The sequence below is a fragment of the Klebsiella sp. 10-1 genome (assembly GCF_009758445.1).
Classification (GTDB): domain Bacteria; phylum Pseudomonadota; class Gammaproteobacteria; order Enterobacterales; family Enterobacteriaceae; genus Klebsiella; species Klebsiella scottii.
Map to the genome: position 1 here is coordinate 1,208,819 of NZ_WQRE01000001.1, position 12,420 is coordinate 1,221,238.

The 12,420-nt window shown below is 54.7% G+C and carries 13 protein-coding genes; 8 read left to right on the forward strand and 5 right to left on the reverse strand.

Annotation, left to right across the window (positions count from 1 at the left end):
* Positions 1–209 precede the first annotated feature (209 nt).
* A complete protein-coding gene (locus GO007_RS05785; protein WP_095098081.1) occupies positions 210–1,358 on the forward strand; it encodes a glycosyltransferase family 9 protein in 1,149 nt (382 codons plus the stop codon).
* A gap of 147 nt (positions 1,359–1,505) precedes the next feature.
* Here the strand turns inward: GO007_RS05785 and GO007_RS05790 are convergent, their stop codons facing one another.
* Positions 1,506–2,393: a LysR family transcriptional regulator gene (locus GO007_RS05790; protein ID WP_095096688.1), complete on the reverse strand. Its 888-nt coding sequence runs from the start codon at positions 2,391–2,393 to the stop codon at positions 1,506–1,508.
* Positions 2,394–2,505: 112 nt separating this feature from the next.
* On the opposite strand from GO007_RS05790, the gene argC reads away from it, so the two are divergent.
* The 6 genes from argC (at position 2,506) to GO007_RS05820 (ending at position 8,016) form a co-directional block, all read left to right on the forward strand.
* Positions 2,506–3,429: an N-acetyl-gamma-glutamyl-phosphate reductase gene (argC, locus tag GO007_RS05795; RefSeq protein ID WP_095096691.1), complete on the forward strand. Its 924-nt coding sequence runs from the start codon at positions 2,506–2,508 to the stop codon at positions 3,427–3,429.
* Positions 3,430–3,793: 364 nt separating this feature from the next.
* Complete coding sequence (locus GO007_RS05800; RefSeq protein WP_095096693.1) at positions 3,794–4,456, forward strand: DUF3313 domain-containing protein; 663 nt, start codon at positions 3,794–3,796, stop codon at positions 4,454–4,456.
* Between the two features lie 240 nt (positions 4,457–4,696).
* Positions 4,697–5,170 (forward strand): paraquat-inducible protein A, encoded by a 474-nt coding sequence (locus tag GO007_RS05805; protein ID WP_312009745.1) that lies wholly within the window; start codon positions 4,697–4,699, stop codon positions 5,168–5,170.
* Entirely contained in the window at positions 5,163–5,783 is a 621-nt protein-coding gene (locus GO007_RS05810; protein WP_095096698.1) for a paraquat-inducible protein A, read from the forward strand. The genes GO007_RS05805 and GO007_RS05810 overlap by 8 nt, the downstream gene beginning before the upstream one ends.
* Positions 5,780–7,414: a PqiB family protein gene (locus GO007_RS05815; RefSeq protein ID WP_095096700.1), complete on the forward strand. Its 1,635-nt coding sequence runs from the start codon at positions 5,780–5,782 to the stop codon at positions 7,412–7,414. The genes GO007_RS05810 and GO007_RS05815 overlap by 4 nt, the downstream gene beginning before the upstream one ends.
* The gene (locus GO007_RS05820) at positions 7,411–8,016 is read left to right on the forward strand and encodes a PqiC family protein (RefSeq protein WP_095096703.1); all 606 of its coding nucleotides are present in this window, start codon (positions 7,411–7,413) and stop codon (positions 8,014–8,016) included. The genes GO007_RS05815 and GO007_RS05820 overlap by 4 nt, the downstream gene beginning before the upstream one ends.
* A gap of 88 nt (positions 8,017–8,104) precedes the next feature.
* On the opposite strand, the gene GO007_RS05825 is transcribed toward GO007_RS05820, so the two are convergent.
* Both GO007_RS05825 and GO007_RS05830 read right to left on the reverse strand, forming a co-directional pair.
* On the reverse strand, positions 8,105–8,728 hold the full coding sequence (locus GO007_RS05825) for a TetR/AcrR family transcriptional regulator (protein ID WP_095096705.1): 624 nt from the start codon (positions 8,726–8,728) through the stop codon (positions 8,105–8,107).
* 55 nt (positions 8,729–8,783) lie between these two features.
* Complete coding sequence (locus tag GO007_RS05830) at positions 8,784–8,921, reverse strand: hypothetical protein (RefSeq protein WP_157349081.1); 138 nt, start codon at positions 8,919–8,921, stop codon at positions 8,784–8,786.
* Between the two features lie 96 nt (positions 8,922–9,017).
* On the opposite strand from GO007_RS05830, the gene dgcJ reads away from it, so the two are divergent.
* Entirely contained in the window at positions 9,018–10,535 is a 1,518-nt protein-coding gene (dgcJ, locus tag GO007_RS05835) for a diguanylate cyclase DgcJ (RefSeq protein WP_223261753.1), read from the forward strand.
* Between the two features lie 183 nt (positions 10,536–10,718).
* Here the strand turns inward: dgcJ and GO007_RS05840 are convergent, their stop codons facing one another.
* A complete protein-coding gene (locus tag GO007_RS05840) occupies positions 10,719–11,921 on the reverse strand; it encodes an MFS transporter (protein WP_095096708.1) in 1,203 nt (400 codons plus the stop codon).
* 79 nt (positions 11,922–12,000) lie between these two features.
* Positions 12,001–12,384: a tautomerase family protein gene (locus tag GO007_RS05845; protein ID WP_095096711.1), complete on the reverse strand. Its 384-nt coding sequence runs from the start codon at positions 12,382–12,384 to the stop codon at positions 12,001–12,003.
* Positions 12,385–12,420 lie beyond the last annotated feature (36 nt).

The following is a 12,420-nucleotide window of genomic DNA, read 5'->3' on the forward strand; positions in this document are numbered from 1 at the left end:
AAAACCGTCGGCCGTTGCCGCGATCTTCCACATTAAATTCATATTTCACTCATTTTATCTCCGGAACGATATGCTGGAATAGTGAAAAGTATTACTATCCTCCCGCTGCTCAAAGCGAAAGGAATTTATTAATCAAGCGAACTTTTCTCATTTTCTTTAGTCCTTAATCAGACTAACGAGGTGCTGTTGATAGTGGTAACGAGGTTATGATGATGGAAAACGCAGCGGTGCAGGTATCCCCCCGGAAGTTCAAAAAAATAAGGGAACTGAACAGGCGCCGTAATTATTTTATAAAGAAAGTCCGCAACGTGATGCGCGTTTATATTGCTAAAGCGTTCTGGGACAAGCATACCCGTCGGGAGGTCGACGTCAGTTCGGCGAAAACCGTGCTGCTGATGCGTAACGAAGGCGCGGTAGGGGACGTGGTCGTTGATTCCGCGCTGGTCAAATGCCTTCATGAATCCGGCTATATCGTGGATTTCCTGCTGACCAAATCGAATAGTCAGGTGATGCGCCATAACCCGCGAATCCGCCACATTTATGAGGCTGACAATGTCGATTCCGCCGCTTTTCTGCGCAAGTTTACGCACAATGTTCCTCAGTCTGTTATTAATGAGCTGGCGAATAATAAGTACGATATCGTTATTGACCCCTCTTTGTTTGATATGCCCGTACACAGAATGTTGCTTCTCCGACAAATAAAAGCAAAATCAGTGCTCGGCTTTAATAAATGGCCATCAATTAACCATTACACCACCTCGTTTAAATTTGATTGCGAAAACTGGCATGTCAGCAAAACGTTTGATTTTATTGCTGAGCATATGAATCTGGATAAGAAACATCTCACAACCTACGACCTGCATATTCCGCAGGATGTCCACCAGCAGGTTCGCCAGCATCTGGCCGCTATCGACGGACCCAGAGCGGTGGTGAACATTTTTGCCGGCCATCAGGATCGCAGCCTGTCGCAGGAGCAGCTGTCGGCGCTTATCGCCAGACTGCAGGCGGAGTATCCTCGGGTTAACGTTATTCTGCTCGATCATCGCAACGAAATTCGCATTCCGCTGCCGGAGAAGGTGAGCGTGAATCCGTTTAAAACCCTGCATCATGCGATGGCGCTGATTGCCGAAGCCGACCTGGTTATCTCGCCGGATACGTCGATCGTGCACATGGCGGCGGCGTGGAAGAAACCGCTGGTTGCGGTCTATAAAGATGTGCGGATGAACAACCGGCTGTGGGCGCCGGGGTATGACAACGCGCGGCAGATCATCGTTAAATGCGGCAAGGTACACCAGCAGCACGATATCGCCGATCTGATCGTGGCGCAGATCGATCCTCAGGTGCTGAAAAACCGCTAAGCGCAAAATCGGCCCGGGCTACCGCCCCTCGCTAAAGTTCGGCGGCGGGGCCTATGCCCGACGATGGACGTGCCCGATAGGCCGCCCCGGGGAGATAAAACCTGGGGCAGGCACTCCCGCAATCACGTGCGGCAGTTGCCGGTGAATCTACTCCTGCTGCAGATCCCGCAGCGCTGCAAGCAGATGCTGCGTCGATAGCTCGTTTTCACTCTCCCGCCAGGCTAATCCTAGCTCTCTCCACAGCGCCGGCTTTAAGGGACGAATGGCGATACGGCTATCGGCGGAGAGCTGGGTACCCGATTCAAGAGGCAGCAACGTGGCGCCATACCCGGCACCCACCAGGCTTTTAATGGCATCGTTGTAATCAAGCTTGATCCGCGGCGTGGGGCTATGGCCCGTATCGGCAAACCAGCCGCTGGTCAGCTGCGACAGGTGGGTGCCGGAGCCGTTCAGCACCAGGGGCTTTGCCATCATCCATTCCGGCGTCACCACGTCCGGCGCCGCCCAGTCCGCAGGCAGGAACGCGACAACGGGATCTCGCCGCCAGGCATCAATTTTCAGGCCGCTGCTTCGGGGCTGTGGAAGCGCCACGATACCGATATCGAGCGAACCGGATTTCAGCTGCTCAAGGGTCTGCTGCGACGTCAGGACGGTAATGTGTACGTCAATATTCGGATGGGACTGCGCCAGTTTTTCAATCGCCCGCGGCAGCAGATAAGCAATGGCTCCGGTCGACGCCCCAAGCCTGACCTGACCGCTCAACCCCTGAGCCTGGCGGGATATGTCGTCAAGCGCATAGGCGACGTCGGCAAGGAGCCGGCGGGCGTGCGCGACCATGTTCTCTCCAATGGCCGTCGGCCTGACTTTGCCGCGGGTGCGGGAGAGCAGCTTAGCCCCGACGCGGCTTTCAAGCTCGGAGATATGCAGGCTGACCGTCGGTGGCGCCAGGTGCAGCAGGCGGGCGGCTTCGTTGAAAGAGCCGGTATCGGCAATGGTGATCAGCGTGCGCAGCTGATCGAGATTGATCTCCCGCATAGGCGTACCTCAGAAAAACTGAATTTGACGTTAGGATAATTCAACTTTACCAATACTTAAACCTGGCACAACATTCATGCACTGACGTTCTGTCTGGTTTAAGGAAACGACGATGACTCACGTATTTATTGATGGCGAGCAGGGCACAACGGGTTTGCAAATCCACGATCGTCTGCGCCACCGTTCAGATATTAAACTGATGACTCTGCCCGTATCCCAGCGCAAAGATCGGCGCCTTCGGGCTGAGATGCTGAACGGCTGCGACATCGCGATTCTGTGCCTGCCCGATGAGGCGGCGCGTGAGTCGGTCGCGATGCTGGAGAATCCACTGGTGCGGGTAATCGATGCCAGCTCGGCCCATCGCACCGTCTCAGGGTGGACGTACGGTTTCCCGGAGATGAGCGCCGACCAGCCCGATCGCATCAGAGCGTCGAAGCGCGTAACCAATCCAGGCTGTTACCCAACCGGCGCCATTGGGCTCCTGCTCCCGCTGGTGAACGCCGGGCTGCTGCCCGCTGATTATCCCGTTTCCATCCATGCCGTATCCGGCTATTCAGGAGGCGGAAGGGCGGCGATTGAGCTGTACGAAGGCGGTTCTGCAGGCTCCGGGCCTGCTTTTCAGGCGTATGGTTTAGGCCTCAGGCACAAGCATGTGCCGGAGATCGCGCGCTATGCCGGGCTCTCCACGCCGCCGTTTTTCATGCCGGCTTACGGCGCGTACCGTCAGGGGATTATCCTCAGCGTGCCGTTACAGCAGCGCCTGCTGCCTGAACGTGCCGATGCAGCAGCAATACACGCCTGTCTGACGCAGCATTATCTCAATAGCGGGCAGGTAACGGTGCTGGCACCTGAAGTCGCCGGCGAGACCGAACGTCTCAATCCGGAGCGTCTGAACGGCACCAACGATATGGAACTTGGCGTATTTTCCAATCCTGAGAGCGGGCAAATACTGCTGACGGCGGTCTTCGATAACCTCGGCAAAGGGGCATCGGGAGCCGCGGTGCAAAACCTGAACCTGATGATCGGCGCCGGCTAACTTTCGCCTGGCGCGACACAACGGTGTTCTTCCAATGGTTCGGCAAGGCGAAAGATATCATATCCGGGCCCGGAAGAGGCGTGAAACCCCTTTTTTTCAAATTGTTATGCACTAATACGCCCGGCTCATTGTCTGCGCCGGGCGCCGCGTTGTCCTGCGCATCCGCTCTCCTCAAAAAAGCCATCCGCGCTGCATCCATGCGTTAATTCCCAAACGGAATATTTTCGCCGAACAATTAAGTTGACAGATTTCAGTGATGCGATCAAAACTAAACCGTACAGTTCACATTGAGTGTGAATTTGACTGTTTTTACGCAAGGCTGGCCGGTAGGCGCAGCCCTTAACCAAAACGAAAGGATCTGCACATGAAGATGTTAAGGCAAATCGGTGGGCTGGCGGTTATCGGTGTCACCCTGCTGTTGGCGGGCTGTGCCGGTAATGAGCCCGTGCGTTACAGCGGTATCGACTCGGCTTCAAAGCTGACGGCAAACACCGATGATAATGCCGATCGCATGCCATATCGTTATTCGCCTCTGGTGGACTGGCGTAAGTACGACAGCATCATCATTGACCCGGTGAGAATTTATCAGGGCAACGATGGACAGTTTGACGATATGGCGCAGGCCGATCGCCAAACGCTTGCCGCTCACATGCAACAGGAGTTCAGCAAAGCGCTGAGCGCGCGCTTTAAAGAGCTCAAAGAGCCCGCGGCGAATACCTTGCGTCTGAAGTTGACGCTGACCGGGGCTGACACCACCCCGCAGGTGATCGGAACGTTCACCAAATTCGATCTGGCAGGGGGCCCCTACAACATTGTGCAATCGGTGCGCGGCGGTCGGGGGCTAATGAGCGGTTCGGTGGATTATGCCGTCGAAATTTATGACGCAAACAGCCACGAACTGCTGAAAGCCTACGTTGCCCGGCAGTATCCGAATGCCATGAATATCTCTGCCAGCATCGGCTCGCTGAGCGCCGCCGAAGTCGGTATTGAAAAAGGGGCGGAAGAGCTGGCGGAAGCGCTCAGGTAGCCTCAGACACAGTACGCGCAGCCGGAAGCTTTTAAGCGCAACCGGCTGTGATTTTCCCCATTAGCAACGTCCTGGCGGCCCGGCGTTATGAAGACATTCCCTCATCTGATCATCTGCCCACATTGCGACAGCGTTTACCAGAGATTACCCTGCGCGTCGGGCGAAATCGCGCTCTGCCAGCGTTGTTATGCAGTGCTATGGCGTGGTCACCGGCGTGTGCCTGGCCATGTACTGCCCCTGATGCTGACGGCGGCAATCATCCTATTTCTGGCCTGTATTTTTCCGGTTATATCCGTTGGGTTTCACGGGATGGCGAACGACGTCACGCTGTGGAATGTGGCATGGGCGCTGGCTGCCGGAGATGGCAATCCGATTATGGCGGTCTGTACCGCTTTTCTTCTGGTTATTGCCCCTTTCTTACAGATAACCCTCACGGTATGGCTGCTGAGCTTTGCGTATTTCGCGCGTCCGGCACCGGCGTTTATCTTCATTATGAGAGCGCTCAAGTGGCTGCATCCCTGGAGCATGGTGGAAGTTGGCGTGCTGGGGTTTCTTGTCGCCGGGATAAAGCTCTCGTCACTGCTGGATGTCTCCATAGGGCCGGGCGGTTGGGCGCTGGCCCTATCTTGCGTGCTGGTTGTCCTCATCAACAGCCACGATCTGCGTCCGCTGTGGGATCTGCTTACGGTCGAGGAGAAGGGCCGTGGTGAGTAATCCCCCCTTTGCCCGTCAGATGCAGGTGTGCCGCTGTTCTCTGTGTGGCCTGGTGTGCGCCGACGAAACGGCGTTCGGCGTGCGTGGTAAATGTCCTCGCTGCCAGACGGTGCTGCCCGGCCGCCAGTCCGGGCGTCCGCATTTGAGCTGGGCGCTGCTTTTAACCTCCATGATCCTATACGTACCCGCCAATATTTTCCCGGTAATGTACACAACGCTTCTCGGTCATGGCAGTGAAAGCACGATCCTTTCCGGCATCGTGGCCTTCTGGCGAAGCGGGTCGTGGGGCATTGCGGCGATCATTTTTATTGCCAGCGTGATGGTTCCCTGCCTGAAATTTCTGTCAATGAGCGTATTGCTGATCTCAACTGCCCGAAAGAGCCGCTGGGCCAGATGCGAACGGGCCAGGCTGTACCGGATAACGGAGTGGATTGGCCGTTGGTCGATGCTGGATGTGGTGGTGGTGGCCGCAGTGTGCGGTCTGCTCCGCTTTCATGTGCTCAGCGAGGCCGAACCCCGGGTTGGGATTCTGCTTTTCGGCCTGGTGGTCATTTTGACTATGTTTTGTGCGCTGAGTTTTAAACCAAAAACGCTATGGGAAGACAAGCAATGAAGCCTCCTGTTTCGGGTATTCCTCTTTTTCGTCACGGCCGCTGGCGCAATGCCGTCATCTGGCTGATCCCCGCGGTCGCGTTTGTGGTCGCCGTGTCGATGGTTATCCAGGCACGCCTGTCCGTCGGGCCGGAGGTGGTGATTACGTTTCGCAGCGCCGCCGGTCTCGAAGCCGGAAAAACAGCGGTGAAATATAAAGATGTCACCGTCGGGCTGGTGAAGGAAATCACCCTCAGCCCCGATAACACCCAGGTGTTAGTACGGGTCACGCTTGGCAGAAGCGCTCAGCATCTGGCGCTCGCCGACACCCGATTTTGGGTGGTCAGGCCGCGAGTCGGGATGAGCGGCGTCAGCGGCATTGATACGCTGTTGTCAGGGGCCTACATCGGCGTGGACAGAGGGAAGTCCGATGAAAGTAAATACCAGTTCACCGGAATGGAAACCCCTCCGGCTATTGTCAACGACATGACGGGCAGCCAGTTTATGCTGGAAGCGGACGACCTTGGATCGCTGGATATTAACTCTCCGGTTTACTATCGCCGCATTCCGGTGGGGCGGGTCACCTCCTGGCAGCTGCGCAAAGACGGCAGGGGAATCGATCTCAACATCTTTATTGATGCCCCTTATGACCGCCTGGTCACGGCGGATTCGCGATTCTGGAATGTGAGCGGCGTGGATCTCTCGGTAGGGAGCGACGGTTTTCAGCTTAAAACCCAGACGCTCGCCGCCATCATGGCGGGGGGGATCGCGTTCTCAAGGCCGGATGACCCAACCCGCGGCGTGCTCTATAAGCAAACGCGTTACAAACTGGCAGCTGATCGGGAAAGCGCGATGGCGCCTGAGGATGGTCCGCCGGTGCGTTTTCAACTGCGTTTTGAACACGGCTTACATGGCCTGAACATTGGCGCTCCGGTTGAGTTTTCCAGCGTGCGGATCGGACGCGTTGCCGCCGTCGAGCTTGACTATAACCCCGACGGATATCGCTTTCCGACCATTGTGGATATTGACGTTTATCCCTCGCGGATGGGCAATGTGCTGGAAAAGCTGCCGAAACCAACAGGCGACACGGACCTCAATACGGCCCTTTTCACGCGCGAGATGATCGCGCACGGGCTGCGAGCGCAGGCCACTTCCAGCAGTCTGCTGACGGGGCAACTTTACATCTCGCTCGATTTCTTACCGGATGCGCCAAAAGTGAACTTTGATGCGACCAGGCGCCCGGTTGAGCTGCCCACCGTGAATGGCGGGCTGACAATCCTTCAGGACCAGCTCACGGATATCGCCAGGAAAATAAACAAAATGCCGCTGGATAAGATCGGGACCAACATGAATAACACGCTGGAAGAGCTGAATAAAACTCTGCGAATGGTGAACAATCAGTCTCTGCCCGCCGCCAACCGCCTGATGCAACAGACTCAGAAAACGACACAAGACGCGCGGAACCTGCTGGCGGAAGATTCCCCCCTGATGATTAACCTCCTGCAGTCCTTACAGGAGACCACGCGAACGCTGCGGGCCGTCCGCAGCCTGACAAACCAGCTGGATCGCCAGCCGGAATCGCTATTGCAGGGCCGCTCCGCAGATGCAGAGCTGAACGATCCCCGTTCACTTAAGGCAGGAGAACGACCATGAGAACCGTTTTATGTCTTATCCTCGGCGTCATGTGCCTGCCGGCAGGATGCTCATCTCCCCAGGTGCGCTACCACTCGCTGGTCAATTCTGACTCCGTTTCCCGCGCCGTCGCGCAGGCCGACTTTGTGATTGATCTGCTGCCCGTTGGCGTTCCGGCCCAGCTGGACACTCAACAAGTTGTGGTTCGCCAAAGCGACAGTCGCATCGTCGTTCTGGACAACGATCGCTGGCTAAGCCCGCTGGGCGATGAGCTGCAGACGGCGCTGTCCCTCAGCATGACGCAGCAGCTTAACACTGTGGATGTGGCGGGGCTGGCGCGGGATAACAGCAAACCTGTGATACGGGTTCTGCTGCAGGTTCGGCGTTTTGATAGCTGGCCCGGCAAGGCCGTCAGCCTGGATGCTGGCTGGAGCCTATCCACGCAGCGAGGGGACGAAAATCGCCGGCTGGTGTGCAAAAGCCACCTGTCGCAAACTCTCTCCGGCGATCCGGCGCAGATGTTTGCTGCCTGGCAGCGCGTGGTTGAGCGCCTGGCGAGCCAGATAGGACAGACCGCGACGGACTGGGTGGCGACGGGCGCGGCCGTTTGTCGCCGTGACTAATCTTTCTTAGCGTAACTTTCTTAGCGTATAAACAACCGGGTTCGCGGCGGCGAACCCGGTCTTCACATGCCCGCTGGCCGGGCAGGGGCTATTCAGGTTTTTTAAGCGCGCCGTCGAGAAACAGCCGCACGCCATTCCTGACCATCTCACTGACTTTTTCCTGAGTAAAATCGGGCATATTGCGCAAGAAAAACAAGACCTCGGTTTCCGCTTTGATCAGCGATGTAAACTGGATGGCGCGAAGCATTGGCTCCGACGGCGCCAGTTCACCCCGTTCCATCGCCGCCTGCATTTCCTGGGCCAGCGCCTCCATGCTTTGGCGGATGCCGGATTCCAGAAACAGTTTCCCGATATCGGAGTGGCCGGCTTCGCCCAGCACAACGCGATAGATCTGCAGCGCCTGGTTATCGCATGCCACTACCCGCAGCATATCTTCACCAAAGCGGATGAGTTTTTGTTCCAGGGAGAGGTGCTGGTTTTCCGGTTGAGTCAGCCCGCTTGCCGCTTCGGTGAGAAACCTGGCGCTGTAGTTGCGCACAACCGTTTCAAACAACGCCTCTTTTGAAGAGAAGTATTTATAGAGCGTGGCCTTCGAGCCACCGGCACGTCTGGCTACTTCATCCATTGAGGCACGTTCGTAGCCAACCTCCAGAAACACCTCGGCGGCGGCGGCCACGATCCCCTCGCGGCGCGCTTGCGTCAGTACCTTCATGTTGAACCCTTAGCTGGTTAAAAAATGAATAACTATACCGTACGGTATTCACGCATTATGCCACGGTAGCGCGCTGAATGCCTTGACCGGGATCGCTCTCTGCGGGCAGCGCCGTCACGTCGCCGGCGGCATTTGCTGCCCGATATTGCTTTAAACCGTCGTGGCCGGGAATTTCGCGGCCGGTTGAGCTCAACGGACATGTTTCCCGTGGTCATTACCGGGTGAGAAGGTATTGATTGATGCTATAATTGCCGTCACTTGTTGGTGGTACGACAGGGAGTTAGCCATCTTGTCCAGTCAAAAATATATCAGCGCAATCGTACTGATCGTGGTTTGCACTACGGCTCTTTTTACCGCGTTGGCCGTTCGTGAAGGGCGTGCTTTGCAGAATTATATGGGATATGTTGCCGAAAATGGTAAATCAGCACTTTTCCATGAAGAGTCCATTAACCAGAATATTGCCACCCGGCTTTCGCGGGCATTTTATACCCAGGCATTTTCTGCCCCCTCAAGCGAACGTGAACGGAAAAATGTCTGTCAGTCCCTTGAAACTGAAGGCGACATCCACGGCTTCAATCTGCTGAAAAAGAACAGAAATAACCTGCAAGGTACCCTGCAAACCCGCAATGAATCGTGTGAAGAATGGGCGGGTGATATTAATGCGCTGGCGGTTATTCACTCCGCGGAGAGCGCGGCTATATCGAAGTACAGCTTTTCAAACTATGCCGGTTATACTTTCAGGAATATCAGATACTATATCGATCTTTCTCATAACTATATTTATATTAATCATTTGATTAATACTCAGAATTACACTTTTAGTAACTGGTTAGTTGGCGATAATAGCAGCATCAATATTGCGCGCAGCGCGCACACCATTTCTATTGATGACAACGCCCTGAATGACCTGCTTAAAGGTGAAAGCACGCTGTCTCATATCTATCATGATGGATATACCCAAAACAATATTATCAGCATGCTTACCCCGGTGTTTTTGGGGGATAAGGTGAAGGGCATTCTGATCACAGACATCAATATTAACGATCTTGTGGTTTCGTTTAAAACCGTCGATCGCCCGCTGCTGTGGCGCTTCCTCTCGTTGTATGTTACTGATAATGTGACTGGAACGCATATTTTTTTCCATAAACCCTACGTCAAAACTTATGATTTGATCAGCTACGCAGACTCGCTTACCCAGTATTACACCCTCCATGCGAAGCTGGACGCCATCTACGTCATTATTGCCAATTTATGGCTGTTCATGCTTTATATCCTGGGAACCTGGGCGCTATGTCGCTATGCCCGTAAGCAGTTAATCAGGCATGAATCGCTTTCCCGGGATAACGTGACGGATGCGATGACCGGACTGTGTAACAGAAAAATCATGGCGCCGGAGTTTGAACAAAAAATCCGCTCCCTCGTTGAGCGAAATATCCCGGTCACGGTTATTGCAATTGACAGCGATGGGCTTAAAAAAATTAATGATACCCAGGGCCATCATATGGGGGATAAAGCGATACAGATGCTGGGGTCAGCGCTGGGGAGCGCCATTCGTAAGAGCGACTACGGAATACGGCTGGGCGGCGATGAGTTCTGTCTGGTTCTTATTGATTATTCCCTGAATAAATCCCGCGATGTTATTGCCCGCGCGCAGGAACATTTGCTCACCATCGATCGTGATAGGCTGGTGGCGTTTTCCTGGGGCGCGTATCAACTTCAGTCGGGGGATACGCTGGCGCAGGCGATGCTCAAAGCTGACGATTTACTCTATCAACATAAACGCAGCAAATATGCCGAACGGAAATGAGGATATTAAGAAGGCGTCGCTGACGATAATAACAGCGACGCGGCTCTGTAAAGTGAAAAGTTAATCAGAAGCAGTGGCTCATGCCGATATGCAGTATCAGGTCTTTATTTTCTCGCCACATGAGAAATATCAGCAGCAGGAGGGCCAGAATGAGGCAAGCCGCTACGGTCCTGAATGAACAATTCATACTTTCAGCCCCGTCAGCGCACGCTTTGAAACTTCCCGAATGGGCCAGTTCAGCGCCGCAGCGATAACGCTGAGAACGATACTTACGTACCAGACAATGCTATAGCTTCCGGTGATATCGTAAAGATATCCTCCCAGCCAGCCGCCAAGAAAAGCGCCTGCCTGATGCATCAGGAAGATAATTCCCCCCAGCATTGATAAGTTCCTTACGCCAAACATTGTTGCTACCGTTCCGTTAGTTAACGGTACGGTTGAAAGCCAGAGAAGCCCCATAGCGATACCAAAACAGTAGGCCGACCAGGTTGTAACCGGGAACGAGATAAACAAGGTAATGATTACCGCCCTGACAATGTACATCAGACTCAGTAGCTTTGTTTTTGAATAGCGGCTGCCAAGCATCCCGGCGAAATAGGTCCCGAAAACATTAAATAAACCGACCAGAGCCAGCGTGGTGGTTCCGGCGATGACCGGGAGATGGTTATCCATAAGATATGAGGGTAGGTGAACACCAATGAAGACGACCTGGAATCCGCAGACGAAGAACCCGAGGGATAAAAGCCAGAATCCGGAGTGTCCCAGAGCTTCCCGTAATGCTTCGCTCATCGTCTGATGCGGTTCAGAATGCGCCGCTTCCTGACGCTGAAACAGCGCCGCGGCGGGCAGCATTAGCATAGCAACCATGCCGAGAGCGATCAGGGCCGATGCCCATCCCAGCCAGTGGATCAGCACCATGCTGCCGGGCAGCATGGCAAACTGCCCAAATGACCCCGCCGCGGCAGTGAGCCCCATTGCCATGCTACGTTTTTCAGCGGGAACGGCGCGGCCAATAGCCCCGAGAATGACAGAAAATGAAGTGCCGGACAGACCAATACCAATCAGTAATCCGGTACTGAGCGAGAGCAGCAGGGGGGTATGCGCAAACCCCATTAGCATCAGTCCCGCAGTATAAAAAATCGCCCCCGTGATGATGGTTCTGCGAGTCCCGAAGCGATCCGCCAGCGCCCCGGCAAACGGCTGCGCAACTCCCCAGATAATATTCTGTATTGCCATCGCAAACGCAAAAACTTCGCGTCCCCAGCCAAACTCAGCGCTCATAGGATGCAGAAAGAGGCCGAATCCATGCCTTATCCCAAGGGAGAGAAAGAGGACCAGCGCCCCGCCAGTAATCAGCCAGAAGCTTTTATTCTGCGAAAATGTCATTAAAAACCCTCGAGGTTAATTGATAAAACGTCATCAACGACTTTATTTTTCACTTCTGACCGCACCCCGTAGCCCGGGATCATTCGTCCGCGTACTGCGCCTCACCGTTGCCGAAGGACCAGTTTTCTTTTTTGACTTCCACCAGACTGATAAAGACATCTTGTTGACGAAGTCCCACCGCGTGGTGGAGTCCGTCTGCAATAGCCCGGTACAGCGCCTTTTTTTGCTGCGTGTTACGCCCTTCGTTCCAGGTTATCTGAATGGCAACGAAGTCATCGGTGCGATTTATGCCGAGGTAGCCCGGATCATAAATCAACCCTGCCGGCTCATATTCACCGATCGCCTGAAAACGGTCATTCTCCGGGACGCCCACGCTCACCAATGCGTCGTAGACCGCGTCAGCTACTTTCTGACGATAGTCGGCGGGTTTCCCTTTACGTAAATCGATGCGAACAAATGGCATAACGTCTCCTCGCGGCTGATTGAAAATACGTGCATA

What these genes read in the sequence shown, in the direction of transcription:
- GO007_RS05785 (WP_095098081.1), top strand. Translation starts at nt 210, where the DNA reads ATGATGGAAAACGCAGCGGTGCAGGTATCCCCCCGGAAGTTCAAAAAA.
- GO007_RS05790 (WP_095096688.1), bottom strand. Translation starts at nt 2,393, where the DNA reads ATGCGGGAGATCAATCTCGATCAGCTGCGCACGCTGATCACCATTGCC.
- argC (WP_095096691.1), top strand. Translation starts at nt 2,506, where the DNA reads ATGACTCACGTATTTATTGATGGCGAGCAGGGCACAACGGGTTTGCAA.
- GO007_RS05800 (WP_095096693.1), top strand. Translation starts at nt 3,794, where the DNA reads ATGAAGATGTTAAGGCAAATCGGTGGGCTGGCGGTTATCGGTGTCACC.
- GO007_RS05805 (WP_312009745.1), top strand. Translation starts at nt 4,697, where the DNA reads ATGCTGACGGCGGCAATCATCCTATTTCTGGCCTGTATTTTTCCGGTT.
- GO007_RS05815 (WP_095096700.1), top strand. Translation starts at nt 5,780, where the DNA reads ATGAAGCCTCCTGTTTCGGGTATTCCTCTTTTTCGTCACGGCCGCTGG.
- GO007_RS05820 (WP_095096703.1), top strand. Translation starts at nt 7,411, where the DNA reads ATGAGAACCGTTTTATGTCTTATCCTCGGCGTCATGTGCCTGCCGGCA.
- GO007_RS05825 (WP_095096705.1), bottom strand. Translation starts at nt 8,728, where the DNA reads ATGAAGGTACTGACGCAAGCGCGCCGCGAGGGGATCGTGGCCGCCGCC.
- GO007_RS05840 (WP_095096708.1), bottom strand. Translation starts at nt 11,921, where the DNA reads ATGACATTTTCGCAGAATAAAAGCTTCTGGCTGATTACTGGCGGGGCG.
- GO007_RS05845 (WP_095096711.1), bottom strand. Translation starts at nt 12,384, where the DNA reads ATGCCATTTGTTCGCATCGATTTACGTAAAGGGAAACCCGCCGACTAT.